Raw genomic sequence first — 23,919 nt, forward strand, 5'->3', positions numbered from 1 at the left:
GGAGCGCTGCACATCACTTCCGCCACGCCTGCCCACGGGACACTCGTGGCCGTACAGTCGATAGCCGGACGGCTGTGCACGTACCGGACGAGAACGAAACAAAGAGCGACGACAGGAGACGACGTGGGGACCGTAACGATCGGCGTGTCGATCGCGGTCCCGGAGCCTCACGGCAGCCTGCTCCAGGAGCGGCGCGCGGGCTTCGGCGACGCCGCTGCGCACGGCATCCCCACGCATGTCACGCTGCTGCCGCCGACGGAGGTCGAGGACACCGACCTGCCGGCCGTCGAGGCGCACCTGACCGAGGTGGCCGCGGCCGTCCGTCCGTTCGCGATGCGGTTGTCCGGCACCGACACCTTCCGGCCGCTGTCCCCGGTGGTCTACGTGCGGGTCGTGGAGGGCGTCGAGGCCTGCGCCCGGCTGCAGCAGCGGATCCGGGACGCCTCCGGGCCGGTCGCCCGCGAGCTGCAGTTCCCCTACCACCCGCATGTCACGGTCGCCCACGGCATCGACGAGGCGGCGATGGACCGGGCCTTCGAGGAGCTCGCCGACTACGAGGCCGCCTGGCACTGCACCGGCTTCGGGCTCCACGAGCAGGGCGCCGACGGGGTGTGGCGCAAGCTGCGGGACTTCACCTTCGGCGGCGGCACGGTGGTGCCCCAGCAGGCCGCACCCGTGGACCGGGGCACGATCCGCAGCCGCCGGTAGGCACACCGCGGGGGCCGGCCCTAGACCGGCAGCCGCCGGAACACCGCCCGCGGTACGTGCCGCAGCGCCGACATCACCAGCCTGAGCGCCCCCGGCACCCACACGGTCTCCGAGCGGCGCCTGAGGCCCAGCTCGATGGCCGTGGCGACCGCCTCCGGCGTGGTGGCGAGGGGGGCCTCCTCCAGGCCGGCCGTCATCCTCGTCCGTACGAAGCCGGGGCGTACGACCATGACGTGCACGCCGGTGCCGTGCAGCGCGTCGCCGAGGCCCTGGGCGAAGGCGTCCAGGCCGGCCTTGCTGGAACCGTAGATGAAGTTCGAGCGGCGGGCCCGCTCCCCGGCGACCGAGGAGAGCACCACCAGGGAGCCGTGCCCCTGGGTCTGCAGGGCCCGCGCGGCGACCAGGCCCGCCGAGACCGCGCCGGTGTAGTTGGTCTGCGCGACCCGCACCGCGCCCGCCGGGTCCCGCTCGTCCACCGCCTGGTTGCCGAGGATGCCGAAGGCGACCAGCACCATGTCGATGTCGCCCTCGGCGAACACCTTCCCGAGCACGTCCTCGTGGGAGTCGGGGTCCAGGGCGTCGAAGGCGACGGTGCGCGCGTCGGCCCCCAGGGCGCGCAGTTGTCCGGCCGCCTGCTCCAGGGCGGGCGAGGGGCGGCCGGCCAGCCACACGGTGCGGGTGCGGCGGGTGACCAACCGGCGTGCGGTGGCCAGCGCGATCTCGGACGTACCGCCGAGGACGAGCAGCGACTGGGGGATGCCGAAAGCGTCCTTCACGGACAACTCCTAGAGGTCGAGCCGACGGGCGAGGTCCGAAGTGAAGACCCCGGCCGGGTCCAGTTCCGCGCGCAGCGCCCGGAACTCGTCGAGCCGGGGGTACATCGCGGCGAGCAGTTCCGGACGCAGCCGGGAGTCCTTGGCCAGGTAGACGCGCCCGCCGGCGGTGGCCACCTCCTCGTCCAGCTCGTCGAGGAAGCGGCCGAGGCCCGGCAGCCCGGACGGGACGTCGAGGGCGAGGGTCCAGCCGGGCCGGGGGAAGGACAGCCAGCCCGGGTCGGCCTCGCCGAAGCGTTTGAGGACGGCGAGGAAGGACGGGCACCGGCGGGCGGACACCCGGTGCACGATGCGGCGCAGGGTGTCCTCCTGGCCGTGTCCGACGACGAACTGGTACTGGACGAAGCCGGCGCGGCCGTAGATCCGGTTCCAGTGCGGCAGGCCGTCCAGGGGGTGGAAGAAGGCGGACAGGCGCTGGAGTTCGCCGGTCCGCGCGCGTGGTGCCTTGCGGTACCAGAGCTCGTTGAAGAGCCCGACCGTGGTGCGGCCGAGGAGGCCCTCCGGGACGAGGGCGGGGGCGGCCGGGAGCCGCCGGGGGCGGAAGGCCAGCGGCTGCCGTCGCGCGCGCGTGCCCCTGAGTGCCACCAGGGGTGCGTGGTCGCCGCGGGTGAGCACCGCGCGGCCGGTCGCGGCGCCGCGGGCGAGGAGGTCGATCCAGGCGACCGAGTAGCCGTAGCGGTGGTCGCCTGCGGTCAGCCGGGCCATCAGGTCGTCCAGGTCGGCGGCGCGCTCGGTGTCGACGGACATGTACGCCGTCTCGACCGGCAGCAGCCGCAGGGTGGCCGTCAGGATCACCCCGGTCAGGCCCATGCCGCCGGCGGTCGCGTCGAACAGGGGGGTGCCCGGGCGCACGGTGCGCACCTCGCCGTCGGCGGTGAGCAGCTCCAGGGACAGCACGTGGCGGGAGAAGGAGCCGGAGACATGGTGGTTCTTGCCGTGGATGTCGGCGCCGATCGCCCCGCCGACGGTCACCTGGCGGGTGCCGGGGGTCACCGGCACGAACCAGCCGAGCGGCAGCAGCACCTCCATCAGCCGGTGCAGGGAGGTGCCCGCGCCGCACAGCACGGTTCCGTCATCGGCGTCGATCGCGTGGACGTGATCGAGACCGGTCATGTCGAGGACGGTCCCGCCGGCGTTCTGCGCCGCGTCCCCGTACGCCCGTCCGAGACCTCGTGCGATGCCGCCGCGGTCCCCGCAGCCGCGGACCGCCGCGGCGGCCTCCGCGTAGGTCCGCGGGCGGACCAGCCGGGCGGCGGTGGGTGCGGTGCGGCCCCAACCGGTGACGGAAACGGTGTCTCCAGGCATGTCGGTGACCGTATCGCCCCTGTGTGAGCGATCAGTTGTGGAACATGACCACCCTCCCCGAAATGGGTGATTAATGGGATGTCGTCCAATATTGCCGTAATTCAAGCGGGCCGGACGTGGACAGTGGATCCACATGGACGACCTGGATCACGACCTGGATCATGACCTGGACCACCGGATCCTCTCCGCACTCCACGCCCGCGGCGCCGATCCCCGGGTGGCGTCCGCCGCCCGCGGACTCTCCCTGACCGGCGAGCACGGTGCGCTGTGGCTCACGACGGGCCTCCTCGGAGCCGCCGTGGACGGCGCGCGGCGCAGCGCCTGGTTGCGTGGCACGGCGCTCGTCGCGGGCGCGCATCTCGCCAGCATGGCCGTGAAGCGCCTCGTACGCCGCGCGCGCCCCGCGCATGTCGAACCCCGGGTGCGCACCGTCGGCCGGCACTCCTTCCCCAGCTCCCATGCCGCCTCCGCCGCGGCCGCCGCCGTCGCCTTCGGAGCGCTCGGCGCCCACCCGGTGCCGCCGCTCGCCGCCGCCATGTGCCTGTCCCGGCTGGTCCTCGGCGTCCACCACCCCTCGGACGTGGCGGCGGGCGCGGCCCTGGGCGTGCTGACGGCACGAGCGGGAGCCCGCTGGATGAGGGAGAGCACCGATGGCTGACCTCGCGCTGCTGGAGCGCCGCCCGCCCGGCGAGCCCCCGCCCCCGCCCCGGCACCGGGGCACCCTCCTGGGCGGCCTGCTGAGGGCCACCCGTCCGAAACAGTGGGTCAAGAACATCCTGGTCCTCGCCGCCCCGGCCGCCGCCGGCCGGCTCTTCTCACGGCACGCGCTCACCCAGGTCGCCCTGGTCTTCGCCCTGTTCACCGCCTGCGCCGCCGCCGTCTACCTGATCAACGACGCCCGCGACGCCGAGGCCGACCGCGCCCACCCCGCCAAGTGCCGCCGCCCGGTCGCCGCCGGGCAGGTCCCCGTGCCCGTCGCCTACGCCACCGGCGGCGCGCTGGCCGTGCTCGGTCCGGCCACCGCCCTCTGGCTGGCCTCCCCGGCCGTCGCCGCCCTGCTGACGGCCTACCTCGGACTGCAACTGGCCTACTGCGTCACCCTCAAGCACCTGCTGGTCGTCGACCTCGCCGTCGTGACCACCGGATTCCTGATGCGGGCGGTGATCGGCGGGGTCGCGCTCGGCATCCCGCTGTCCCGCTGGTTCCTGATCACCACCGGCTTCGGAGCGCTGTTCATGGTGTCGGCCAAACGCTACTCGGAGGCCGTCCAGATGGCCGGACAGGCGGGCGCGACCCGCGCGCTGCTCACCGAGTACACCGCCGGCTACCTGCGCTTCGTCTGGCAGCTCGCGGCCGGCGTCGCCGTCCTCGCCTACTGCATGTGGGCCCTGGAGGCGGGCGGGGTGCCGCACACCAGCGTGCTGCCCTGGCGGCAGCTCTCCATGGTCGCCTTCATCCTCGCGGTCCTCAGATACGCCGTCTTCGCCGACCGCGGCACCGCCGGCGAGCCGGAGGACGTCGTCCTGCGCGACCGCGCCCTGGCCCTGATCGGCGCCGCCTGGCTGGCGATGTACGCCCTGGCGGTGGTCGATTGGTGACGCCACGGCGGGGCGAACTGCTGGGCTTCGCCACCGCGGGCCTCCTCGCCTACGCCGCCGACCTGGCGCTCTTCAGCTATCTGCGCGGCCCCGCCGCCTGCAACCCGATCACCGCCAAGTCCCTGTCGTTCGCGGTCGGCTGCACGGTCGCCTACGCCGGCAACGCCCTCGGCCCCTACCGCCACACCCGGCCCAGAGGCCTGCGCCCGTACACCGCCTTCGTCGCCGTGAACCTCGCCGGAGCCCTCGTCCAGCTCGTCTGCCTCGCCGTCAGCCACTACGGCCTGGGCCTGACTTCGCAGCGGGCCGACACGGTCTCCGGCGCGGGAATCGGCATGGCGATGGCCACAGTCCTGCGGTTCTGGGGTATCCGGACATGGGTCTTCCGAGACGAGGGCAGAGTCGGATCATGGACTGGCTGAAAACACTTCCCGGCGTCGGACCGCTGTTCGCGCGCCTGATGACCACGCACGCGTGGCGCTCGTACGAGCGTCTGGACCGGGTGAAGTGGACACGGCTGGCCGCCGCCATGACGTTCGTCAGCTTCATCGCGCTGTTCCCGCTGCTGACCGTGTCCGCCGCGATCGGCGCCGCCACGCTCAGCCCGGCCGGACAGCGGCATGTGGAGAAGCAGATCGCCGAGCAGTTCCCCGGCATCTCCGACCAGCTCGACATCACGTCCCTGGTCCAGAACGCGGGCACCGTCTGCTCCATCGCGGGCGCCCTGCTGCTGCTCACCGGCATCGGCTGGGTCGGGCAGATACGCGACTGCCTGCGCGCGGTGTGGGAGCTGCCCGACACCGACGAGAACCCCATACTGCACAAGGTCAAGGACGCCGGGATCCTGATCGGGCTCGGCGGCGCGCTGCTGGGCACGCTCCTCACCTCCACCGTCGCCTCCGCGGCGGTCGGCTGGGCGGCCGGCGGTCTGGGGCTCGCCGAGCACGGCTGGGGCACCGTGCTGCTCAGCGTCGTCGCGTTCGCCGTCGCCGTCCTCGCCGACTTCCTGGTCCTGCTGTACGTGCTGACCCTGCTGCCCGGCGTCGAGCCGCACCGGCACCGCCTGTTCGTCGCGGCGCTCACCGGCGCGGTCGGCTTCGAACTGCTGAAACTGCTGATCAGCGGCTACATCCAGGGCGTCGCCTCGAAGAGCATGTACGGCGCGTTCGGCGTCCCCGTCGCCCTGCTGCTGTGGATCAACTTCACCGCGAAACTGGTCCTCTTCTGCGCCGCCTGGACGGCGACGCCGAGCAAGGAGGCCGCGCTCAGGAACGAGTCCGGCGACGTACGAGATCGGGCAGCGGCCACCGGCGGTTGACCAGGAACGCCCCGCCGCCCAGCAGCACCAGCAGCCCCCCGGCGACCGCCAGGGCGATGCCCGCGCCCCGCGCGCGGTCCCCGGAGGGCGCGGCGGCCACCGGCTTCGACGACGGTCCGCCGGTCCCCGTACCGCCCGCCTGCCCGGCCGGCGACGTCGCGCCGGGCCGCGCGTCGGCCCGGACGGCGCTCTTCGGCGGCACCAGCTCGCCCACCGGCTTGACCTTGCCGACCGCCCCGAAGCCCCAGTCGAAGAGCCGGGCGGCCTCCTTGTAGACCTCGTTGTGCTCGTGCTTCTCCGGGTTCATGACGGTGACCAGCAGAACGTGCCCGCCCCGTTCGGCGACCCCGGTGAACGTGGCGCCCGCCTGGCTGGTGTTGCCGTTCTTCACACCGGCGATGCCCTGGTAGACGGGGACGTCCGTGTCGCCGCTCAGCAGCCGGTTGGTGTTGCGGATCTCGTCGGAGCCGAACTTCGCCGTCACGGTCGAGCAGTACTCGCGGAAGTCCTTCTTCTGCAGTCCCGAGCGGGCGACCAGCGTCAGGTCGTACGCCGACGACACCTGTCCCGGCCGGTCGTAGCCGTCGGGGCTGAGCACGCGCGTGTCCAGCGCCTGCAGCTCGTCGGCGTGCGCCTGCATGTCCTCGACGGTCCGCCCGATGCCGCCGTTCATCCGCGACAGCACGTGCACGGCGTCGTTGCCGGACTTGAGGAACACGCCGAGCCACAGGTCGTGGACGGTGTAGGTGTGGTTCTCCTTGACGCCGACCAGGCTGGAGCCGGCGCCCATGCCCGCCAGGTCGGACGCCGCCACCTTGTGCTCGGTGCTCTTCGGGAAGCGGGGCAGGACCGTGTCGGCGAACAGCATCTTCAGCGTGCTCGCCGGGGGCAGCCGCCAGTGCGCGTTGTGCGCGGCCAGCACCTCGCCGGACTCTGCGTCGGCGATGATCCAGGAGCGCGCGGTGACGTCCTTGGGCAGCACGGGGACACCGCTGCCGAGGTCGGCCTGGGTGCCCGGCTCGCCCAGCCGGGCGCCGCCGACCGTCGACATGTGCGCCGGGGGCGTGGCCGTCGGGCTCGTCGAGGGGGACGGCGCGGCGATGGAGGGGGGCGCGGCGACGGCGGCGGGCGCGGCGAGCGACGCGGACAGCAGGGCGGCGGACATGACCAGCAGAGATCGCCTGGCGGGCGTGGGGGGTGTGAGCACGAGCGGAAACGTACCCCGTCGGCTCCCGCGACCCCGGGCGCGGACCCGGACGGCCCTTGGCGATACTGAAGGCATGAAGCTCAGCCGCCCGGTGTCCTGGTTCCTGCTCGCCTTCGGGGTCTGGAGCTGGGTCATCTGGGTCACTTTCGTCAAGAATCTCGTCAAGGACAGCAGCGGTCTCGCCTTCGACGACGGTCACCCGACGGCGTACTTCTGGGTGCACCTGACGCTGGCGGTCGTTTCCTTCGTATTGGGGACGGTCATCGGGGTCATCGGGTTGCGCGGACTTCGCGCACTGCGCCGGACGTCATAACGGCACTACCGGAACAACGGGGGACACGGCAGCGTGGTCATCCTTTACGTGATCGCCGGCCTGGCGGTCCTCGCCGTGGTGGCGGCCCTGCACTGGTACGTCTGGCGCCGCCTGGTCCGCGACACCACGGCGGGGCCCGGCCCGGCACGCCGGGCGGGCACGGCCGTCTTCGTCGCCGGGCCCGTGCTGATGATCGCCGCCCTGGTCGCCGAACGCGCGGGCGCCCCCTTCCGGCTCCAGCGCACGCTGGCCTGGCCCGGGTTCCTGTGGATGCCGCTGGCCCTCTATCTGCTGCTGGCGGTGCTGGCGGGGGAGGCCGTACGGCCCGTGCTGCGCCGGCTGACGGCGTGGAGGGCGCGGCCTGTCCCGTGCCCGGTGGCCGTACCGGCGCGTGCGGCGGCCCCGGCGGCCGTACCGGCACCGGAGCGGACGGAGACACCGACGGAGCCGGCCGGCCCGCGGGAGCCGGAGGACCCCGCCGAGCCCGGGACGCCCGCCGAGCCCGGGACGCCCGCCGAGCCGGAGACGCCCGGCGGACCCGCCCAGGCATCCCCGCCCGCGCCCTCCCGTCGCCTCTTCGTCTCCCGGGTCCTCGGCGGCGCCGCCGCCACCGCGGCCGTGGCGACCGTCGGCTACGGCACCTACGGCGTCCTGCGCGGCCCGACGGTGAAGCGGGTCACCGTCCCCCTGGCCAAGCTCCCGCGCGCCGCGAGCGGATTCCGGATCGCCGTGGTCAGCGACATCCACCTGGGTCCGGTCCTCGGCCGGGACTTCGCGCGGAAGGTGGTCGACACCGTCAACGGCACGCAGCCCGACCTGATCGCGGTCGTCGGGGACCTGGTCGACGGCAGCGTCAAGGACCTGGGCCCGGCCGCGGCACCGCTGGCGGGACTGCGCGCCCGGCACGGCGCTTACTTCGTCACCGGCAACCACGAGTACTTCTCCGGCGCGGAACAGTGGGTCCAGGAGGTGCGGGAGCTGGGCATCCACCCGTTGGAGAACGCCCGGACCGAACTGCCGTACTTCGACCTCGCCGGGGTCAACGACCTGCAGGGCGAGAGCGAGGGGCAGGGGCCCGACTTCGCCAGGGCGCTCGGTGACCGGGACAAGGCCCGCACCTGCGTGCTGCTCGCCCATCAGCCGGTGCAGATCCACGAGGCCGTCCGGCACGGCGTCGACCTGCAGCTCTCCGGTCACACCCACGGCGGGCAGCTCTGGCCCGGCAACCTCGTCGCGGCGGCCGCCAACCCGACCGTGGCGGGACTGGAACGCCACGGCGACACTCAGCTCTACGTCAGCAGAGGCGCGGGCGCCTGGGGCCCGCCCACGCGCGTGGACGCCCCCTCGGACGTCACCGTGATCGAGCTGGCGGCGCTGTGACGATCCCTCAGCGAGCTCTGAATACCCGTAAACATCCCCCCGGGTAAGTTCTTTCTCATCTAGCCGGATTGCTCTTCCCCCACCTTAAACACGTGTGATTAGGTGAGCCGCGCCACTAGGGGGTGGCGTTTGTGTGCAGGGCCTGGGTAGGGCTCGGGTAGGGCCTGGGGAGGGCACCACCATGCGATCGGTTCGCATGCGGATTCTCGCGATATGTCTGGTCGTCGCAGCCGTGGGAGTCGGCGGCTGGCAGCTGTTGCCGTCACAGGGGGACGAGAACAGGACCATCACGGTCGGCACGACGGACGCCGTCACGTCACTGGACCCGGCCGGCGCCTACGACGCCGGCTCGTGGGCGCTGTTCAGCAACGTCTTCCAGTCACTGCTGTCCTACGAGCCGGGCGGCGCCACGCCGGTGCCGGACGCGGCCAGGAGCTGCGCCTTCGTGGGCAGCGGGCTGAGGACCTACACGTGCGAGCTCCGGGCCGGGATCACCTTCCCGAGCGGGCGGGCGATGACCGCGCAGGACGTGAAGTACTCCTTCGACCGGGTCAAGAAGATCAACTCGGACGTCGGCCCGGCGTCCCTGTTCTCCACCCTCGCCTCGGTGGACGCCGAAGGCGACACGGTCACCTTCCACCTGTCGTCCCCGGACGCCACCTTCCCGTTCAAGGTGGCGTCGGGGGCGGGTTCGATCGTCGACCGGGAGAAGTACCCCGCGGGCGGCCTGCGCTCCGGCCACGATGTCGACGGCACCGGCCCGTACCGGCTGACCGCGTACACCAAGGACAAGCAGGCCACCCTGGAGCCGAACTCCTCCTACAAGGGGGAACTGGACGGCGCCGGCCGCCCCGTGAAGCTGCGCTACTACGGCGACTCCGCGAAGCTGGAGGCCGCCTGGAAGGGCAAGCAGATCGACGTCGCCACCCGCAACCTGCCGCCGAAGGTGCTGTCCCGCCTGTCCGCGAGCGACCCGGACCAGCGCGTCACCGAGTCCGACAGCTCGGACACCCGCAACCTCTACCTGAACACCCGCCAGAGCTCCCCGCTGCACGACGTACGCGTCCGGCGGGCCCTGGCCTGGCTGGTCGACCGCGAGCAGCTGGCCGCGACCGTGTACGACGGCACCGTCGACCCGCTGTACTCGCTGGTCCCGGCGGGCCTCAACGGCCACACCACGTCGTTCGCCGACGCCTACCCCGATCCGAGCGTCAAGAAGGCGAGGCAGCTCCTCATCGACGCCGGTGTCTCCCTCCCGGTGCGCTTCACCTTCGGCTACGGCGACCGTGACGCGGGCGCCGAGGAGGCCGCGGAGCTGAAGCACCAGCTGGAGGCGGGCGGCCTGTTCAAGGTCGACGTCAAGGGCTACGAGTGGACCGACTTCCAGAAGCAGTGGGCCACCGGCAAGCTGGACGCGTGGGCGGTCGGCTGGGCCGCCGACTACCCCGACCCGGACACCTTCGGCGCCCAGCTCGTCGGCACCGGCTCGACGATGAACACCGGCTACAGCAACAAGCTCGTCGACAACCTGATCATCGACAGCCAGCAGTACGCCGACCGCGGCCGGGTCACGCAGGACTTCCGCTCCCTGCAGGACGACGTGGCGCGCGACGTCCCGCTGATCCCGCTGTGGCAGCGCAAGGAGTACGTCGTCAGCAGTGAGGAAGTCGGCGGCGGCCAGTACCTCGACGACGGCACCGGGGTGTACCGGCTGTGGCGTCTGGAGTGGATCTGACGGATCCGGCCAGGGCATGATCCGCCGGACGGGCCCTACTCCGTGGGGCAGTCCACGACCGCACGGGCGTGTTCCGGCAGGGTCACCGTCACCGCCAGACCCTCGCCGGGCGCCGTCCGCACGGTGACCTCGCCCCCGTGCGCGTGCACCACACCCTGCACGATGGCCAGGCCCAGCCCGCTGCCCGCGCCGCCGCCCGCCCGGAAGAACCGGTCGAAGACCCGGGCCGCGTCCTCCTCGGCCAGCCCGGGACCCTCGTCCGCGACGCACAGCCGCACCACCCCGTCCACGCGCTCCACGCCCAGCCGCACCGGCACGCCGGCCGGCGTGTGCGTGCGGACGTTGGCCAGCAGGTTGCCCAGCACCTGCCGCAGGCCCGACTCGTCGGCGCGCACCAGCAGCGCGCCGTCGGCGGCCACCGTGACCGGCCGGTCCGGCTGCTGCACCCTGAGGTCCTCGGCGGCCTCCCGCACCAGCCGGCTCACGTCCACGTTCCTCAGCCGCAGTTCGGGTTGCTGGTCGAGACGGGCCAGGGTGAGCAGTTCGTCGACGAGCCGGCCCATCCGGTCGGCCTCGGCGTTCATCCGGTCCCAGGCCCGTTTCCGCTCGCCCGGCTCGTTCAGCATGCCCTTGTCGTAGAGCTGGAGGTAGCCGCGTATCGCCGCGAGCGGGGTGCGCAGTTCGTGCGAGGCGTCGGCGACGAAACGGCGCAGCTGCGCGGCGCTGCGCTCGCGGGTGCGGTACGCCGACTCCACCTGGTGCAGCATGGAGTTGAGGGCCAGCCGCAACTGCTCGACCTCCTGGGTCGGATGGCAGCTGGAGGGCACGCGCCGGGCGAGGTCGCCCTCGGCGATGGCGGTGGAGGTCTCCACCATGTCCTCCAGCGGCCGCAGCCGGATCCGGACGGAGAACATGGTCAGACAGCACAGCAGGGCGAGCAGCAGCGTGCCGACGGCGAGATCGAGCTTGAGGGCTTTCGCTATGCCGTTGTGCAGGGCCTCGGTGGACTCGGCGAGCAGGATGTAGGAGCCGTCGGCGAGGCGGGTGGCGGTGACGTGGTAGGCGGCGTCGTGCACGGTGACCTCGTGCGGAGCGGGATCCGTCACGAGGCGGCGGGGATCGTCCACGGCGGCGGCGAGGGAGCGCTGGGCGTCGGTGGGCTCGACGCCGAAGAGCGCGACAGCGCTGCCCCGGCCGTCGACCGCGGCGAAGATCGAGTCGGGCGTGGGCTGTTCCTGCTCGTACCTGGGAGTCATACGGTCGCGCACCACGCTCAGCACGCCGAGCGAGTCGACCTGGTGCAGGGTGAGTTGCGAACTGCCGAGCGAGTCCCGCATCTTCGTCAGCTCGGTGTCGACCTGGCCGAGCAGGTAGTGCCGCATCCCCATCAGGCTGACCGCGGTGGCCACCACGATGCCGACGGCGAGCAGCCCGACGTTGGCCAGGGTCAGCTTTCCGCGCAGGGAGTGCACCCCGTGCCTGCGGTGGTGCCTCACGCCAGCCCGTACCCGACACCGCGGCGGGTGGTGATGACCGGCGGCCCGAGGGGTTCGAGCTTGCGCCGCAGATAGCTTATGTAGGTTTCCACGACGGTGGATTCGGCCGGAGCGTGCTCGTACTGCCAGACGTGGCGCAGCAGTTGCTCCTTCGGCACGATCCGGCCGCCGTTGCGGACCAGGAACCGCAGCAGCGCGTACTCGGTCGGGGTCAGCTCGACGGTGCGGCCCGCGCGGTGCACGCAGTACGTCGTCTCGTCCAGTTCCAGGTCGCCGTATCTGAGCGGCGGGCGCTCGGGGATCACGTCGGACGGGCGGGTGCGGCGCAGCACCGCCCCGATCCGGGCGACGACCACGTCGATGTCGAACGGTTTGGTGATGTAGTCGTCGCCGAAGCCGAGGGCGCCGACGATCTCGGCGGGCGCGTCGCGCGCGGTGAGGAACACCAGCGCCAGGTCCGGCTGCCGGGCACGCAGTTCACGGCCGAGGGCCCGGCCGTCCCCGTCCGGGAGCATGACGTCGAGCAGGGCGGCGTCCGGCCGGGTGCGCTCGGTGAGCGCGCGGGCCTCGCGGACGGTGCCCGCGGTCATCACCTCGAAGCGGTGGTAGCGCAGGGCGATGGCGAGGACGTCCGCGATGCTCTCCTCGTCCTCCACGACCAGCACGGTGCCTGGAGCCGTCATGCCCCCAGTATCGGGCGGGGGCGGCGGCCACGGGGCCGGATCCCGCTTTGGAGTTCCTTGAGAGTCGACCGCGCCGCGTGTCCCGCGCGTGCGGCGTTGCCGATGCTGGTTGCCAGGACCTGGGGGACCGACTGGTGAAGTACGGACGGATTAAGGAGCGTTGAGCGTGACGGCATGGGCACGATGGTGCTACCGGCATCGGCTGGTGGTCCTGTTGTTGTGGGTGGGGGCGCTGGTCGGCCTGGGCTTCGCGGCCTCGACGGCGGGCACGGACTACGCGAACGTCTTCTCCCTCCCGAACACGGACTCCAAGCGCGCGTACGACCTGATGGAGAAGGCCTTCCCGGCCAGTGCCGGTGACACCGACACGGTGGTGTGGAAGACCGACGGCGGATCGGTGCGCGACGCGTCCGTGAAGTCCCGGATCCAGCCCGCGCTGGAGAAGATCGCGAAGATGAAGGGCGTCGGCGAGGTCGCCGGCCCCTACGGCGGCGACCGGGGGGCGGCGCAGATCAGCCGGGACGGGCGGATCGCCTATGCCCGGATCACCTTCGCCGAGCAGGCGAACGCCGTACCCAAGGACCTCGTCCAGGACGTCGTCGACACCGCACAGGGTGCCGAGGGCAGGGGACTGGAGGTCGAGCTGGGCGGGCAGGCCATCCAGCGGGTGGAGGAGCCGCCGCAGGGCCTGGCGGAGATGGTCGGTCTCCTCGCCGCGGCCGTGGTGCTGTTCCTGGCCTTCGGCTCGTTCCTCGCCATGCTGCTGCCGATCGGCATCGCGATCTTCGGCGTCGGTATGGGCCTGTTCGGCGTCCAGCTGCTCAGCCACACCACCGACATCCCCGATCTGGCGCCGCTGCTGTCCTCCCTGATCGGCCTCGGCGTCGGCATCGACTACGCCCTGTTCATCGTCACCCGGCAGCGGCGGGGCATCCTGCGGGGCGTGGACCCGGAGGAGTCGGCGGTCACCGCCCTCAACACCTCCGGCCGGGCGGTGCTGTTCGCGGGCGGCACGGTGTGCATCGCGCTCGCCGGCATGCTGGTGACCAACCTGCGCTTCCTGGACGGAGTGGTCATCGGTACCTCGCTGACGGTCGTGCTGAGCGTCCTCGCGGCCACCACCCTGCTTCCCGCCCTGCTGGGCTTCCTCGGCCCGCGCGTGCTCAGCCGCCGCCAGCGGCGTCGGCTGGCCGAGCAGGGACCGGAGCAGGAGCGGGCCAGCAGCCTCTCGGCCCGCTGGTCGGCGGGCGTCCAGAAGCGCCCCCGTACGATCGCCGCGCTCGCCCTCGTCGTCATGGCCGTCCTCGCCCTGCCGGTGCTGTCCCTGCGCCTCGGCGCGACGGACCAGGGCAACGACGACGCGTCCACCACGACCCGCAAGGCCTACGACCTGCTCGCCGAGGGCTTCGGCCCCGGCTTCAACGGCCCGCTGCAGGTGGTCGTCTCCAGCGGTGACACGGCCACCCTGGTGAAGGACATCCAGGCGACCAAGGGCGTCGCCCAGGTCGGCGCGGTGCCAGCCCGGGGCGGTGTGACGGTCGTCCAGGTGGTCCCGACGACGTCACCGCAGTCGAAGGAGACCGACGACCTGATCGATCGCCTGCGGGACGAGGTGATCCCGGAGGCGAAGGTACAGGCGCATGTCGGCGGGGTCACCGCGATATCCAAGGACTTCGCGACCGTCACCGGCGACCGGCTGCCGTACTTCATCGCCACGATCATCGCCCTGGGTTTCCTGCTCCTGCTGGTCGCCTTCCGTTCCCTGGTCGTGCCGCTGACGGCCGCGCTGATGAACCTGATCGCCGCGGCGGCCTCCTTCGGCGTCCTCGTCGCGATCTTCCAGTGGGGCTGGGGCATCGGCCTGCTCGGCCTCGGCAGGGCCGGTCCGATCAACGCGTTCCTGCCGGTGATCATGCTGTCCCTGCTGTTCGGCCTGTCCATGGACTACCAGGTGTTCCTGGTCAGCCGGATGCACGAGGAATGGGTGCACACCAAGGACAACGCGCGCGCGGTACGGGTCGGCCTGGCGGAGACCAGCCGCGTGATCAACTCCGCGGCGCTCATCATGGTCTGTGTCTTCGTGGCCTTCGTGCTCAGCGGCAACTCGGGCGCGGCAACGGCGGGCGTGGGCCTGGCGGCGGCGGTCGCACTGGACGCCTTCATCCTGCGTACGGCGCTGGTGCCGGCCGCGATGCATCTGCTGGGCAAGTCCAACTGGTGGCTGCCGGCGTGGCTGGAGAAGCGGCTGCCGCATCTGGCGGTGGAGCCGAAGGAGGAGTCGGAGCCGGCTCCGGACGCGGGGGAGGGCCCGGCCTCGGTGGTCCACGGCTACGTCCGCACGGCCGACGGTGAGCCGGTGGGGGACGCGTCCGTGACGCTGCTGACGAAGGGCGGGCGCCGGCTGGACGGGGTGACGTCGCTGGCGGACGGCTCGTACATCGTGTCGGTGCCGGAGCCGGGGGCCTATCTGCTGGCGGTGACGGCGGGCTCGTACGGCTCGAAGGCGCGGCAGGTGGTCGTGGGGGACGGGCCGCTGGTGTACGACGTGGAGGTGGCCGAGGGGGAGGTGGACGCGGTCAATTAGCCTTCGGCTGAGCGACCGTGAGGATCGGCTTGACGTCCAGAGTCACCCTGCCCCCGATGGAGTCGGGCAGGGTGACGATCTCGCCGGGTGCGTGAGGCCGGTGGTTCTTGTACTCGCTTCCGGTGGGGTCGGTGAGGACAAGAAGGCGTTGGTGCTTGCGGTCGACGATGACATACACCGGGATCTTCGCCTCGGCGTACGCGGCGACCTTGTCACGCAGGTCGTTCCTGTAGTTGCTGGAGGTGACTTCCAGGACCAGGCGGAAGCAGACGGGGTCGTAGCAGTTGTTCTCGACGTAGTGGTCCTGGTAGTCGGCGTCGACCAGAGAGAGATCGGGGATCGCGTAGTCCTCGGCGCCGTCAGGCAGCCAGAGGCCGATGCCCTGAACCAGTCTCGACTCCGTCCCGTGCAGGCCGGCGGCCACGAAGGGCAGCATCAGGTCGGTCAGAGCCTCGCCGTGCGGGCCGTCGGGGGGCGGGGACACGATGTGCTTGCCTCCGATGATCTCGACGCGGTACCCCGGAAGCCGGTCCATGATCCGGTTCGCCTCCGCGATCAGCGGACGGTCGCCATGGGGCCGCTCGACGGATGCTGCGGACATCACGTGCCTCCCGTGGGCTGGTGTCGAGAGCATCATCGTAGGCAGCCAGGATCCTCGGTGTCCCGTTCGAACCGCTTCACCCGAAAGTGATCACTCGCCCTGCCCCTTGGCCGCCGGATCCGGCAGCGCCTTCGTCATCCCCGGCAGAAAGTCCGTGAACAGCTCGTGCACCTCGCGCACGAGCGGCCGCAGCACCCGGAACCGCGCCAGGTACACGCCCCGGGCGGTGAGTCGCGCCCCCCGCTCGGCCAGCCGGTAACTGCGCTCGCGCCCCTCCGTCCGGTCGAAGACCCAGTACAGGACGAGCCCCATCTGGGAGAGCCACATCAGCTCGGGCAGGATGTCCCGCAGCTCCTCCGGGACCTTGGTCTTCGTACCGGCCAGCACCTCCCGGTGGACGCTGATGGCCTCCAGCCGGGCGTGCTCGGACTCGGGGGAGAAGGGGCTGAGCGGGCTGTCGGGGTCGGCGGCGTTCTTGAAGAACTGCACGGCGAACTCGTGGTACGGCGTGGCGATGTCCAGCCAGGCCCGCAGCACCCCCGCGAGCCGCGCCTCCAGGTCGGTCTCCCGCTCCAGGACCTCCCGGACCGCCACCCGGTGCTCGGCGGCGATCCGGTCGTAGAAGCCCTGGATCAGGTGCTCCTTGCCCTCGAAGTAGTAGTACGCGTTGCCGACGGAGACCCCGGCCTCCTTGGCGATGGCCCGCATGGTCGTCTTGTCGTAGCCGCGCTCCTGGAACAGCCGCATCGCCGTCTCCAGGATCAGCGCGCGGGTCTGCTCGGACTTGCTGACTTCGTTCTTCGCGGACACGGACAAGAGCCTAACGACTGCCGCGGGCGCCCCCCCGTCCGCGGATCAGGCCCGTCGGCCGAGCTCCGGGCGCTTGGTGTAGTCGGTGAACCCGAGGACGTTCCCCCAGGGGTCGGCGATCTCCACCGTCCACCCCGTGGCCACGGAGAAGGGCTCGTCGAGCGGCTTGATCCCGGCGTCGGCGAGCTTCCGCACCGCCGCACGCGCGTCCGGGACCTCCAGCCACAGCCGGGGCGACGGCCAGGTCGGCGACCGGTGCCCCAGCCCGTGCTCGACCCGCAGCAGGATCCCGGGTGTCTCGCCCCCCACCTTGAGCAGGGCGATCCCGGCCTCGTCGAACCGGAACCCCACGACGAACCCGGCCCGCTCGTAGAACTCCACGGCCTCGCCGAGGTCCCCGACGGGCAACAGCACGTTGTCGAACCCGAGCAGCTCGTACGACTGTTCATCTGACATGCCATCAGATTAAGTTCACGCGGCCGTGGACCGGGGAGGCCGGACCGCCGGGGTCACCCGCCCGGACCAGGCGAGGTCACAGCGGAGCGAGTTCCGTGCGCCCGTCGAACCGCCCCCCGGCCCGCGCGGCGAGCCACTGGACGCGGTCCAGGTCGTGCTCCCCGCGCACATGCACGTGAACGGTGTGATCCGCGGCGGGCTCGTACTGGTACAGGTCCCGTGAGTGCACCGACAGCGTGAGGTACGCGTACTTCTGCGAGATCGACTCGAGCCCCGCCTCCGGCACCTCGGGCCATTCGTCCAGGTCCCAGCGCACGGCGGCGGCGTCCTGGGGGCCCAGCGCGCGGATGAACGGTTCGGCGAGTTCCAGTGGGTGGCACCAGTCGTGCACGGAGACGGGCAGACACTCCGACGGGTCGTCGCCGTTCTCCGCCGACCGCTTCTCCGCTCCCTGCCGGGCCCACCAGTTCAGTCCGGGCAGCACCCGCAGCACCTCCGCGAGACCCTCACGGGACCGGATCCTCGCCTCGAAGTCCACCTCGGCGCGGGTGAGGTCCGTGATCCCCAGCAGCGTGCGCACCACGCGCAGGGCCTCGTCCAGGTCGGGGGTGGTCAGGACGGCGGCGGCGGTGGAGTTGCTCATGGGGGTGACCTTAGACGCCGTCGACTCGTGCGCGGGTGGGGATGACGGACGCCGGCCTCCCACCTCGATCCGGACTGTGTCGCGCATCACATCGACCTCATGTCACGCTCGAGCGGCCCCCTTCCATCTGGTGTGCGTCGGCATCGAGTGGAGGAGGACGCGACGATGAGCGCACAGCAGGAGACCGGCATGACGGGCACGCACCGCGTGGTGGTCCTGGGGGCCGGATACGCGGGTATGGCCGCGGCCGTCCAGCTCGCGGCCCGGGCCGCTCGGCGCGAGGGCGTGCAGGTGACCGTGGTGAACGCGACGGAGCGGTTCACCGAGCGCATGCGGCTGCACATGACGGCGACCGGCCGGCGACTGGACGAGCTGAGCATCCCGGAGATGCTGGAGGGCACGGGGGCGCGGTTCGTGCGCGGCTGGGTGACGGCGGTGGACGCGGACGCCCGGACCGTGCGGATCGACGACGACCGGGTGCTGCACTACGACTCGTTGGTGTACGGGCTGGGCGGTGTGGCCGACACGTCGGCGGTGCCGGGTGCCGAGGACCATGCGTACACCCTGAGCAGTGCCCAGGACGCCGAGTTGCTGGCCGACCGGCTGCAGCGGCTCGGCAGCGGCACGGTGGTGGTCGGCGGCAGCGGGCTGACCGGCATCGAGTCGGCCGCGGAGATCGCCGAGCGGTACCCGGAGCTGAACGTCGTACTGCTGGGCCGGACCGAGCCCGGTGCGGCCATGAACCCCAAGGCCAGGGCGTATGTGCATGCCGCGCTCGACCGGCTGGGCGTCCACGTGCGCACCGGGGTCGAGGTGGTGAAGGTGTTGCCCGACGCGGTCGAACTGGCGGGCGGGGAGAGCATCGCCGCCGACGCGGTCCTGTGGACGAGCGGCACGCGGGTGTCGCCGCTGGCGGCCGCCGCCGGGCTGACCGTCGACGAGCGCGGACGCGTCGTCACCGACGCCGCGCTGCGCTCGGTGTCCCACCCCGAGGTGTACGCGATCGGTGACGCGGCCGCGATCCGCCAGGGCTACGGCGTCCTGCACGGCACCTGCCAGGGCGGCATGCCGACCGGGGTGCACGCCGCGCTGTCGATCGACCGTGTGGTCAGGGGCAAGCAGCCCAAGCCGTTCCGCTTCGGCTACTACCACACGCCGGTGAGCCTGGGGCGGGGCGACGCGGTGGTGCAGTTCACCCGCCCCGACGACAGCCCGCGCCGGATCTGCCTGACCGGACGCATGGCCGTCCGGTACAAGGAGACGGTGACCGCCTCCCCCTGGCCGACCTACGGCCGTATGAAGAAGATGCCCGCCTCGGGCGCGTTCTGGCCCCGCGGGGGCCGCTTCACCCGGGTCCGGGAGGGCCGGTGACCGACCCGTCCGCCCACTCCGGCCACCAGGTCTTCCACGAACACCGGCGGCTGCTGTTCTCCGTGGCCTACCGCCTCCTCGGCACCGCTGCCGACGCCGAGGACGCGGTCCAGGACGCCTGGATCAAGTGGTCCGCCGCGGACCGCTCGCAGGTGGCCGACCCCAAGGCGTACCTGACGCGCATCGTGTCGAACCTGGCGCTGGAACGACTGCGCTCCACCCGGCACAAGCGGGAGACCTACGTCGGGCCGTGGCTGCCGGAGCCCATCCTCACCGCCCCGGACGCCGCCGAGGCCGTCGCGGACGCCGAGTCGGTGTCGATGGCCATGCTGGTGGTGCTGGAGACGCTGAGCCCGCTCGAACGCGCGGTGTTCGTGCTGAAGGAGGTCTTCGGCTTCGGCCACGCGGAGATAGCGGAGGCGGTGGAGCGTTCCGAAGCCGCGGTGCGGCAGGCCGCGCACCGGGCCCGCGAGCACGTGCGGGCCCGGCGGCCGCGCTTCACCGCCGACCGGTCGCGGCAACGCCAGGTCACCGAGCGGTTCTTCGCCGCCGCGACCGGCGGTGACGTCAACGCCCTGATGGAACTGCTGTCCCCGGACGTCACCCTGTGGACCGACGGCGGCGGCAAGGTCCGCCAGGCCCTGCGCCCGGTCGTGGGCGCGGCCACGGTGGCCGCCTGGTTCGCGGCCCTCGGCACCGTCACCTACCAGGGCGTCGAGCCCGCCGACATGAAGGCCGAACTCGTCGACATCAACGGCGGGCCCGGCATGGTGTTCAGCGCGCCGGGACGCGTGATCGCCACCGTCACCTTCGACTTCGACGCCGACGGCCGTATCACCGCCCTCCACAACGTGGCCAACCCGGACAAACTCCAGGCCGTCGCCGACGGCACCGCGTACGACATCGGGACACGGTGAGCGTCTGCTCGTGCGGTTCGCTCAGGGCCTGCGCCCGCGGAAGGTGCGGCGCAGGTCGCTCACCCAGGCGTCGGGGTTCTCCCACGGGATGAAGTGGCCGCCGCGGTCATGGGCGCCCACGTTGACGTGATTGAACCAGGCGGCCTGCGGCCCGTTCTCGAACGCCCGGACGCGCTCGTCTGCCGTGTGGACGCCGGGCGGGTTCTCGTAACCGACGAAGGTGAGGCCGACCGGGGCCTGCACGACCGGGGTGCGGTCGTGGGCGGGGGTCCACGGGTAGCGGTTGGCGTTGGCGTAGTAACGCATCGACGTGGCGATGGAGTTGTTCACCCAGAAGATCATGGCGTGGGTGAGCAGGTCGTCCTTGGAGAAGACAGATTCAACATCACCGCCGTTGTCGCTCCAGGCGTTCCACCGCTTCACCAGCCAGGCGAGCAGTCCCGCGGGCGAGTCGCTCAGCCCGTGGGCCAGGGTGGCGCCGTCGAGCATGTGCACGGCCAGGTGGGACGCCCAGCGGTGGTCCATCTCGATGATGCGGGCGCGTACGCCGGCGGGCTGGTCGTCGGTGAGGGGCCGGTTCCGGGCGAAGTCCCAGGCGCGGGGGCCGTTGAAGAAGTCGAGCGGCAGCCCCGAGCCGATGTGGATGCCGTACAGCTCGTCGGCGTACTTGTGGCCGAGCTGGCTGGAGACGACGCCGCCGATGTCGCAGCCCCCGGCGGCGTACTTCTCGTAACCCAGCGTCTCCGTCATCAGGGTGTGCCAGAGGTCGGCGACCTTCCAGAAGTTGACGTCCGGGAAGCCGGTGAGCGGGCCGGGGAAACCGAAGCCGGGCAGCGACGGCACGATGACGTCGAACGCGTCGGCGGGATCACCGCCGAACGCCGCCGGGTCGGCGAGCGGGTCGACCACCTTCGACCAGTGCCAGAACGTCCACGGCCAGCCGTGCGTGAGGATCAACGGAACCGGGCGGGGCCCACGCCCGGCCTTCCGCATGAAGTGCACCGGCACGCCGTCGACGCTCACCTGGTACTGCTCGTAGGCATTGATGCCGGCCTCGGCCTTGCGCCAGTCGAAGCCGTCCCGCCAGTAGGCGACCAGCTCACGCAGATAACCGTCCGGGACGCCGTAGGACCAGTCCTCGTTCCCCTCGTCCAGCGGTGGGCGGGTCAGTGCGAGCCGTGTCCGCAGGTCGTCGAGGGCCTCGTCGGGCACGTGGAGGGGGGTGGGCTGCAGGGGGAAGGGGGGCGGGGTGGGCATGGCGTGGTCCTTCCCTCAGTACGAGCGGTCCGAGTGCAGCGCGGATATCAGGGCGCCGAGTTGGCGTGGGCCGGTGGTGAGGATGGTTTCCGGGGCGTCGCTTTCGCGGAGGAGGATCGTGCGGGTGGGGGTCGTGGCGACGTAGAGGCAGGCGGAGGCCTCCTGGCTGTACGACGACTTCTGCCAGTGCGGTCGATCGGGCACGGAGGGTTTCCCTTCAAAGGTCTTGGGCCAGTTGGGCGATGAAGTCCCGGGACTTCGCCGAGGACAGTGCGGCTTGCTGAAGGCGGTCCAGGATCAGACGGTAGCGCTCCAACTGGGCTGGTGAATCGATGAGTTCGGCGCCATGATCCGTGTCGAGCTGGACGGTGTCGAGCTGTGTCACTGGGCCGTTGAAGTAGTCGATGCCCTGGCCGGAAGTGTGGAAGGGGCCGTTGTCGAAGGGGATCACGGTGATGGTGACGTGGTGCAACTCCCCGATGTCATTGAGGTGCTGAAGCTGAGCCCTGACGGTGGCGCGGTCGCCGACGCGCATGCGACGGGCGGCTTCGTGATCGCCCTTCGACAAACATCGGGACCGCAGGGTCCACCCGGTTCCGGCGGATGCCACCAGCGGGCGGGGGCTGTTCCTCGTGTGCCATTACGCGGACAGTTGGGGCGGCTACCCGCTCGGAGACGCTCTCTTCGGGCGGAAGGGAAGCTGCTGTGGTGCGAGGTCTCGTGACTGATCCGCCGGAAGGTAAATGCGTCGACAGCGCCCCTCGCGCCCGGCAAAGTGGCCGTCCGTGACGAGTAGTGAGCTGTGGACCCGTGCGATGGCCGACCGCTACGACGCCGAGGAGACCGAGTTGTCATCGGCCGCCGTTCTGGGGCCGACTCTGGACTTCCTCGCCGAGCTCGCCGGAGACGGCCGGGCACTGGAGTTCGCCATCGGGACCGGACGCGTGGGCGTGCCGCTCCAACAACGCGGGGTGCCCGTGGTGGGCATCGAGCTGTCCGAGCACATGGCGGCGGTCCTGCGACGCAAGGTCGACGAGGACACCCTCCCGGTGGTCATCGGGGACATGGCGACGACTGTCGTGCCTGGCGAGTTCACCCTGGTCTATCTCGTCTACAACACGATCTCCAACCTGCTCACGCAGGACGAGCAGGTCGAGTGCTTCCGCAACGCCGCACGCCACCTGGCGCCCGGCGGCCGGTTCGTCATCGAGCTGGGCGTGCCGCCGCTGCGGTTCCTGCCGCCCGGCCAGGTCGCGGTGCCGTTCGACGTCTCCGAGGGCCACCTCGGCTTCGACACCTTCGACCTGGTCGAGCAGGTCCTCGTCTCGCACCACCTCACCCGCGACGGCGACGACGGCCGCTACCGCCGCGAAAGCTCCCGGCACCGGTACGCCTGGCCGGCGGAGCTCGACCTGATGGCACGGATCGCCGGGCTCGAGCTCGAGCGCCGCGTCGCGGACTGGGACGGGGCACCGTTCACCCAGGACTCCGCGAAGCACGTCTCCGTGTGGCGCAAGCCAGTCTGAGGTAGGCAGCGAGTGGCGAAGGCCCCGCCGCCGTGGCTCACGTCGTCGGCGCCTGGCCAGGCTCCATACCGACAAGCGCTACGACTACGACCACCTGCGACGAGATGGCTGAGCAGACGATGGCTGAGCAAGAGAGGCATCCGCCACCGCATCGCCCGCAAGGTCACTCGACCGGCCCCGCGACCCTGCGCTTGCGTGGGTTCGCCGGCAGCCGGCTGCGGGTGAGTGGCCGGGACACCAACCCCCACATCCAGCGGGCGGGGGCTGTTCCTCGTCTCCCACTACGCGGACACGTGGGGCGGCGGCTATCCGCTCGGAGACGATCTTTTCGGGCGGGGCGGGAAGCTGCTGTGGTGCGAGGTCGGGCCCCGGCAGGCATTCGTGCCAGGGTGAATCTGCCGGAAGACGGGCGGTGCGAGCAGGGATGTGCTTCTAAACTGGCGGGGTGACCGCAGCATTCGACTACGAGGACATGCACCACCTGGTGGATCGGCTCACTCCGACCCAGGTACGTCGCTTGCGTCTGCTCGTCACCCAGGACGAGGAGCTGTCGCAGGTCGCCGCCGAGGCACTTCTCCCGCGTCCGGACGAAGAGCAACCCGTCCCGGACGGGCTGCTGGCGTTGATCGGCGCGGTGAACGGGCCGGAGGATCTGGCTGAGCGGCATGACGAGTACATCCGGGAGCGGATGCGCCGTCGCTTCGGCGACCAGGCGTGAACGTGATCGTCTTCGACACCGGTCCGCTTGCCGCGGCCCTGAACGCCGGTGACCGCCGGCACGCGGAGTGCGCATCTCTTCTGGTCTCGATGACAGGCCACCGTCTGCTGCCCAGTCCGGTACTCACCGAGGTGTGCTGGCTGCTGGAGCGCTGGCCCAAGCTGGAGGCCGCCTTCCTCGCCGAAGTTGCTCGGGGTGCCTTCGAGCTGGTGCACCTCACTCCGGCTGACCTCGAGCGCATGGGGGAGTTGGTCCTGCAGTACGCGGACTTCCCTCTGGGCGCAGTCGACGCCTCCGTGATCGCCGTAGCCGAACGCTTCGGCGTGGAACGCGTTGCCACCCTGGACCGCCGCCACTTCAGCGTCGTCCGCCCCAAGCACACCTCGGCACTCACCCTCCTGCCTTGAGTGGCGGCTGTCCTTTCGGAGACGATCCAGGGACGGAAAACGCGCGAAGACCC

Annotated in this window: 26 protein-coding genes; 14 read left to right on the forward strand and 12 right to left on the reverse strand. The window is 71.5% G+C overall.

What is annotated here, in order from left to right:
- The first annotated feature begins 123 nt into the window (after positions 1 to 123).
- Complete coding sequence (locus tag ACFY0F_RS11025) at positions 124 to 708, forward strand: 2'-5' RNA ligase family protein (RefSeq protein ID WP_388791790.1); 585 nt, start codon at positions 124 to 126, stop codon at positions 706 to 708.
- Positions 709 to 728: 20 nt separating this feature from the next.
- Here ACFY0F_RS11025 and ACFY0F_RS11030 read toward each other — a convergent pair whose 3' ends face one another.
- The gene (locus ACFY0F_RS11030) at positions 729 to 1,484 is read right to left on the reverse strand and encodes a decaprenylphospho-beta-D-erythro-pentofuranosid-2-ulose 2-reductase (protein ID WP_388791792.1); all 756 of its coding nucleotides are present in this window, start codon (positions 1,482 to 1,484) and stop codon (positions 729 to 731) included.
- 9 nt (positions 1,485 to 1,493) lie between these two features.
- Entirely contained in the window at positions 1,494 to 2,846 is a 1,353-nt protein-coding gene (locus tag ACFY0F_RS11035) for an FAD-binding protein (RefSeq protein WP_388791794.1), read from the reverse strand.
- A gap of 133 nt (positions 2,847 to 2,979) precedes the next feature.
- On the opposite strand from ACFY0F_RS11035, the gene ACFY0F_RS11040 reads away from it, so the two are divergent.
- Genes ACFY0F_RS11040 through ACFY0F_RS11055 form a run of 4 tightly spaced genes read left to right on the forward strand, consistent with a single transcriptional unit; the run spans position 2,980 to position 5,762 of the window.
- Positions 2,980 to 3,504, forward strand: coding sequence for a phosphatase PAP2 family protein (locus tag ACFY0F_RS11040; RefSeq protein WP_388791796.1), 525 nt, complete (start codon positions 2,980 to 2,982; stop codon positions 3,502 to 3,504).
- A complete protein-coding gene (locus ACFY0F_RS11045; protein WP_388791798.1) occupies positions 3,497 to 4,444 on the forward strand; it encodes a decaprenyl-phosphate phosphoribosyltransferase in 948 nt (315 codons plus the stop codon). Before ACFY0F_RS11040 ends, ACFY0F_RS11045 begins: the two co-directional genes overlap by 8 nt.
- Positions 4,438 to 4,866 (forward strand): GtrA family protein, encoded by a 429-nt coding sequence (locus ACFY0F_RS11050; protein WP_388791800.1) that lies wholly within the window; start codon positions 4,438 to 4,440, stop codon positions 4,864 to 4,866. Before ACFY0F_RS11045 ends, ACFY0F_RS11050 begins: the two co-directional genes overlap by 7 nt.
- The gene (locus ACFY0F_RS11055) at positions 4,854 to 5,762 is read left to right on the forward strand and encodes a YihY/virulence factor BrkB family protein (protein WP_388791802.1); all 909 of its coding nucleotides are present in this window, start codon (positions 4,854 to 4,856) and stop codon (positions 5,760 to 5,762) included. The genes ACFY0F_RS11050 and ACFY0F_RS11055 overlap by 13 nt, the downstream gene beginning before the upstream one ends.
- On the opposite strand, the gene ACFY0F_RS11060 is transcribed toward ACFY0F_RS11055, so the two are convergent.
- Positions 5,710 to 6,927: a D-alanyl-D-alanine carboxypeptidase family protein gene (locus tag ACFY0F_RS11060; protein ID WP_388792402.1), complete on the reverse strand. Its 1,218-nt coding sequence runs from the start codon at positions 6,925 to 6,927 to the stop codon at positions 5,710 to 5,712. The two genes, ACFY0F_RS11055 and ACFY0F_RS11060, sit on opposite strands and share 53 nt — an antisense overlap.
- 115 nt (positions 6,928 to 7,042) lie before the next feature.
- On the opposite strand from ACFY0F_RS11060, the gene ACFY0F_RS11065 reads away from it, so the two are divergent.
- From ACFY0F_RS11065 to ACFY0F_RS11075, 3 genes are all read left to right on the forward strand, one after another.
- Positions 7,043 to 7,282 carry an SCO4848 family membrane protein gene (locus ACFY0F_RS11065; RefSeq protein WP_132856212.1) on the forward strand — a complete coding sequence of 80 codons (240 nt, stop codon included), beginning with the start codon at positions 7,043 to 7,045 and terminating at the stop codon, positions 7,280 to 7,282.
- Between the two features lie 33 nt (positions 7,283 to 7,315).
- Positions 7,316 to 8,662: a metallophosphoesterase gene (locus tag ACFY0F_RS11070; protein ID WP_388791805.1), complete on the forward strand. Its 1,347-nt coding sequence runs from the start codon at positions 7,316 to 7,318 to the stop codon at positions 8,660 to 8,662.
- 181 nt (positions 8,663 to 8,843) lie between these two features.
- A complete protein-coding gene (locus tag ACFY0F_RS11075) occupies positions 8,844 to 10,397 on the forward strand; it encodes an ABC transporter substrate-binding protein (protein ID WP_388791807.1) in 1,554 nt (517 codons plus the stop codon).
- A 35-nt stretch (positions 10,398 to 10,432) separates the two neighbouring features.
- Here the strand turns inward: ACFY0F_RS11075 and ACFY0F_RS11080 are convergent, their stop codons facing one another.
- Together ACFY0F_RS11080 and ACFY0F_RS11085 are read right to left on the reverse strand one after the other, a co-directional pair.
- Positions 10,433 to 11,893 (reverse strand): ATP-binding protein, encoded by a 1,461-nt coding sequence (locus ACFY0F_RS11080; protein WP_388791809.1) that lies wholly within the window; start codon positions 11,891 to 11,893, stop codon positions 10,433 to 10,435.
- Complete coding sequence (locus ACFY0F_RS11085) at positions 11,890 to 12,576, reverse strand: response regulator transcription factor (RefSeq protein ID WP_388791811.1); 687 nt, start codon at positions 12,574 to 12,576, stop codon at positions 11,890 to 11,892. The genes ACFY0F_RS11080 and ACFY0F_RS11085 overlap by 4 nt, the downstream gene beginning before the upstream one ends.
- A 166-nt stretch (positions 12,577 to 12,742) precedes the next feature.
- Between ACFY0F_RS11085 and ACFY0F_RS11090 the strand changes: the two genes are divergently transcribed.
- On the forward strand, positions 12,743 to 15,160 hold the full coding sequence (locus ACFY0F_RS11090; RefSeq protein WP_388791813.1) for an MMPL family transporter: 2,418 nt from the start codon (positions 12,743 to 12,745) through the stop codon (positions 15,158 to 15,160).
- On the opposite strand, the gene ACFY0F_RS11095 is transcribed toward ACFY0F_RS11090, so the two are convergent.
- The 4 genes from ACFY0F_RS11095 to ACFY0F_RS11110 form a co-directional block, all read right to left on the reverse strand.
- Positions 15,153 to 15,761: a Uma2 family endonuclease gene (locus tag ACFY0F_RS11095; protein WP_388791815.1), complete on the reverse strand. Its 609-nt coding sequence runs from the start codon at positions 15,759 to 15,761 to the stop codon at positions 15,153 to 15,155. The two genes, ACFY0F_RS11090 and ACFY0F_RS11095, sit on opposite strands and share 8 nt — an antisense overlap.
- 90 nt (positions 15,762 to 15,851) lie before the next feature.
- Positions 15,852 to 16,508, reverse strand: coding sequence for a TetR/AcrR family transcriptional regulator (locus ACFY0F_RS11100; RefSeq protein ID WP_388792404.1), 657 nt, complete (start codon positions 16,506 to 16,508; stop codon positions 15,852 to 15,854).
- Between the two features lie 108 nt (positions 16,509 to 16,616).
- Positions 16,617 to 17,027, reverse strand: coding sequence for a VOC family protein (locus ACFY0F_RS11105; RefSeq protein WP_388791817.1), 411 nt, complete (start codon positions 17,025 to 17,027; stop codon positions 16,617 to 16,619).
- A 76-nt stretch (positions 17,028 to 17,103) separates the two neighbouring features.
- Positions 17,104 to 17,670 (reverse strand): hypothetical protein, encoded by a 567-nt coding sequence (locus tag ACFY0F_RS11110; protein WP_388791819.1) that lies wholly within the window; start codon positions 17,668 to 17,670, stop codon positions 17,104 to 17,106.
- Between the two features lie 165 nt (positions 17,671 to 17,835).
- On the opposite strand from ACFY0F_RS11110, the gene ACFY0F_RS11115 reads away from it, so the two are divergent.
- Both ACFY0F_RS11115 and ACFY0F_RS11120 read left to right on the forward strand, forming a co-directional pair.
- Complete coding sequence (locus ACFY0F_RS11115) at positions 17,836 to 19,041, forward strand: NAD(P)/FAD-dependent oxidoreductase (RefSeq protein WP_388791821.1); 1,206 nt, start codon at positions 17,836 to 17,838, stop codon at positions 19,039 to 19,041.
- A complete protein-coding gene (locus ACFY0F_RS11120; protein WP_388791823.1) occupies positions 19,038 to 19,958 on the forward strand; it encodes an RNA polymerase sigma-70 factor in 921 nt (306 codons plus the stop codon). The genes ACFY0F_RS11115 and ACFY0F_RS11120 overlap by 4 nt, the downstream gene beginning before the upstream one ends.
- 21 nt (positions 19,959 to 19,979) lie before the next feature.
- On the opposite strand, the gene ACFY0F_RS11125 is transcribed toward ACFY0F_RS11120, so the two are convergent.
- Genes ACFY0F_RS11125 through ACFY0F_RS11135 form a run of 3 tightly spaced genes read right to left on the reverse strand, consistent with a single transcriptional unit; the run spans position 19,980 to position 21,825 of the window.
- Entirely contained in the window at positions 19,980 to 21,215 is a 1,236-nt protein-coding gene (locus tag ACFY0F_RS11125) for an epoxide hydrolase family protein (protein WP_388791825.1), read from the reverse strand.
- Positions 21,216 to 21,230: 15 nt separating this feature from the next.
- Entirely contained in the window at positions 21,231 to 21,419 is a 189-nt protein-coding gene (locus tag ACFY0F_RS11130; protein ID WP_388791827.1) for a DUF397 domain-containing protein, read from the reverse strand.
- Positions 21,420 to 21,432: 13 nt separating this feature from the next.
- On the reverse strand, positions 21,433 to 21,825 hold the full coding sequence (locus ACFY0F_RS11135; protein WP_388791829.1) for a Scr1 family TA system antitoxin-like transcriptional regulator: 393 nt from the start codon (positions 21,823 to 21,825) through the stop codon (positions 21,433 to 21,435).
- Between the two features lie 175 nt (positions 21,826 to 22,000).
- On the opposite strand from ACFY0F_RS11135, the gene ACFY0F_RS11140 reads away from it, so the two are divergent.
- The 3 genes from ACFY0F_RS11140 to ACFY0F_RS11150 all read left to right on the forward strand — a co-directional run bounded on the left by ACFY0F_RS11140 (position 22,001) and on the right by ACFY0F_RS11150 (position 23,866).
- Positions 22,001 to 22,741, forward strand: coding sequence for a class I SAM-dependent DNA methyltransferase (locus ACFY0F_RS11140; protein WP_388791831.1), 741 nt, complete (start codon positions 22,001 to 22,003; stop codon positions 22,739 to 22,741).
- A 445-nt stretch (positions 22,742 to 23,186) separates the two neighbouring features.
- The gene (locus ACFY0F_RS11145) at positions 23,187 to 23,459 is read left to right on the forward strand and encodes a hypothetical protein (RefSeq protein WP_388791833.1); all 273 of its coding nucleotides are present in this window, start codon (positions 23,187 to 23,189) and stop codon (positions 23,457 to 23,459) included.
- A complete protein-coding gene (locus ACFY0F_RS11150) occupies positions 23,456 to 23,866 on the forward strand; it encodes a type II toxin-antitoxin system VapC family toxin (RefSeq protein WP_388791835.1) in 411 nt (136 codons plus the stop codon). Before ACFY0F_RS11145 ends, ACFY0F_RS11150 begins: the two co-directional genes overlap by 4 nt.
- Positions 23,867 to 23,919: the final 53 nt, after the last annotated feature.

It is taken from the genome of Streptomyces sp. NPDC001544, assembly GCF_042894285.1.
GTDB lineage: Bacteria > Actinomycetota > Actinomycetes > Streptomycetales > Streptomycetaceae > Streptomyces.

What these genes read in the sequence shown, in the direction of transcription:
- ACFY0F_RS11035 (WP_388791794.1), bottom strand. Translation starts at nt 2,846, where the DNA reads ATGCCTGGAGACACCGTTTCCGTCACCGGTTGGGGCCGCACCGCACCC.
- ACFY0F_RS11040 (WP_388791796.1), top strand. Translation starts at nt 2,980, where the DNA reads ATGGACGACCTGGATCACGACCTGGATCATGACCTGGACCACCGGATC.
- ACFY0F_RS11045 (WP_388791798.1), top strand. Translation starts at nt 3,497, where the DNA reads ATGGCTGACCTCGCGCTGCTGGAGCGCCGCCCGCCCGGCGAGCCCCCG.
- ACFY0F_RS11055 (WP_388791802.1), top strand. Translation starts at nt 4,854, where the DNA reads ATGGACTGGCTGAAAACACTTCCCGGCGTCGGACCGCTGTTCGCGCGC.
- ACFY0F_RS11060 (WP_388792402.1), bottom strand. Translation starts at nt 6,927, where the DNA reads ATGTCCGCCGCCCTGCTGTCCGCGTCGCTCGCCGCGCCCGCCGCCGTC.
- ACFY0F_RS11065 (WP_132856212.1), top strand. Translation starts at nt 7,043, where the DNA reads ATGAAGCTCAGCCGCCCGGTGTCCTGGTTCCTGCTCGCCTTCGGGGTC.
- ACFY0F_RS11075 (WP_388791807.1), top strand. Translation starts at nt 8,844, where the DNA reads ATGCGATCGGTTCGCATGCGGATTCTCGCGATATGTCTGGTCGTCGCA.
- ACFY0F_RS11085 (WP_388791811.1), bottom strand. Translation starts at nt 12,576, where the DNA reads ATGACGGCTCCAGGCACCGTGCTGGTCGTGGAGGACGAGGAGAGCATC.
- ACFY0F_RS11095 (WP_388791815.1), bottom strand. Translation starts at nt 15,761, where the DNA reads ATGTCCGCAGCATCCGTCGAGCGGCCCCATGGCGACCGTCCGCTGATC.
- ACFY0F_RS11100 (WP_388792404.1), bottom strand. Translation starts at nt 16,508, where the DNA reads ATGCGGCTGTTCCAGGAGCGCGGCTACGACAAGACGACCATGCGGGCC.
- ACFY0F_RS11105 (WP_388791817.1), bottom strand. Translation starts at nt 17,027, where the DNA reads ATGTCAGATGAACAGTCGTACGAGCTGCTCGGGTTCGACAACGTGCTG.
- ACFY0F_RS11110 (WP_388791819.1), bottom strand. Translation starts at nt 17,670, where the DNA reads ATGAGCAACTCCACCGCCGCCGCCGTCCTGACCACCCCCGACCTGGAC.
- ACFY0F_RS11115 (WP_388791821.1), top strand. Translation starts at nt 17,836, where the DNA reads ATGAGCGCACAGCAGGAGACCGGCATGACGGGCACGCACCGCGTGGTG.
- ACFY0F_RS11125 (WP_388791825.1), bottom strand. Translation starts at nt 21,215, where the DNA reads ATGCCCACCCCGCCCCCCTTCCCCCTGCAGCCCACCCCCCTCCACGTG.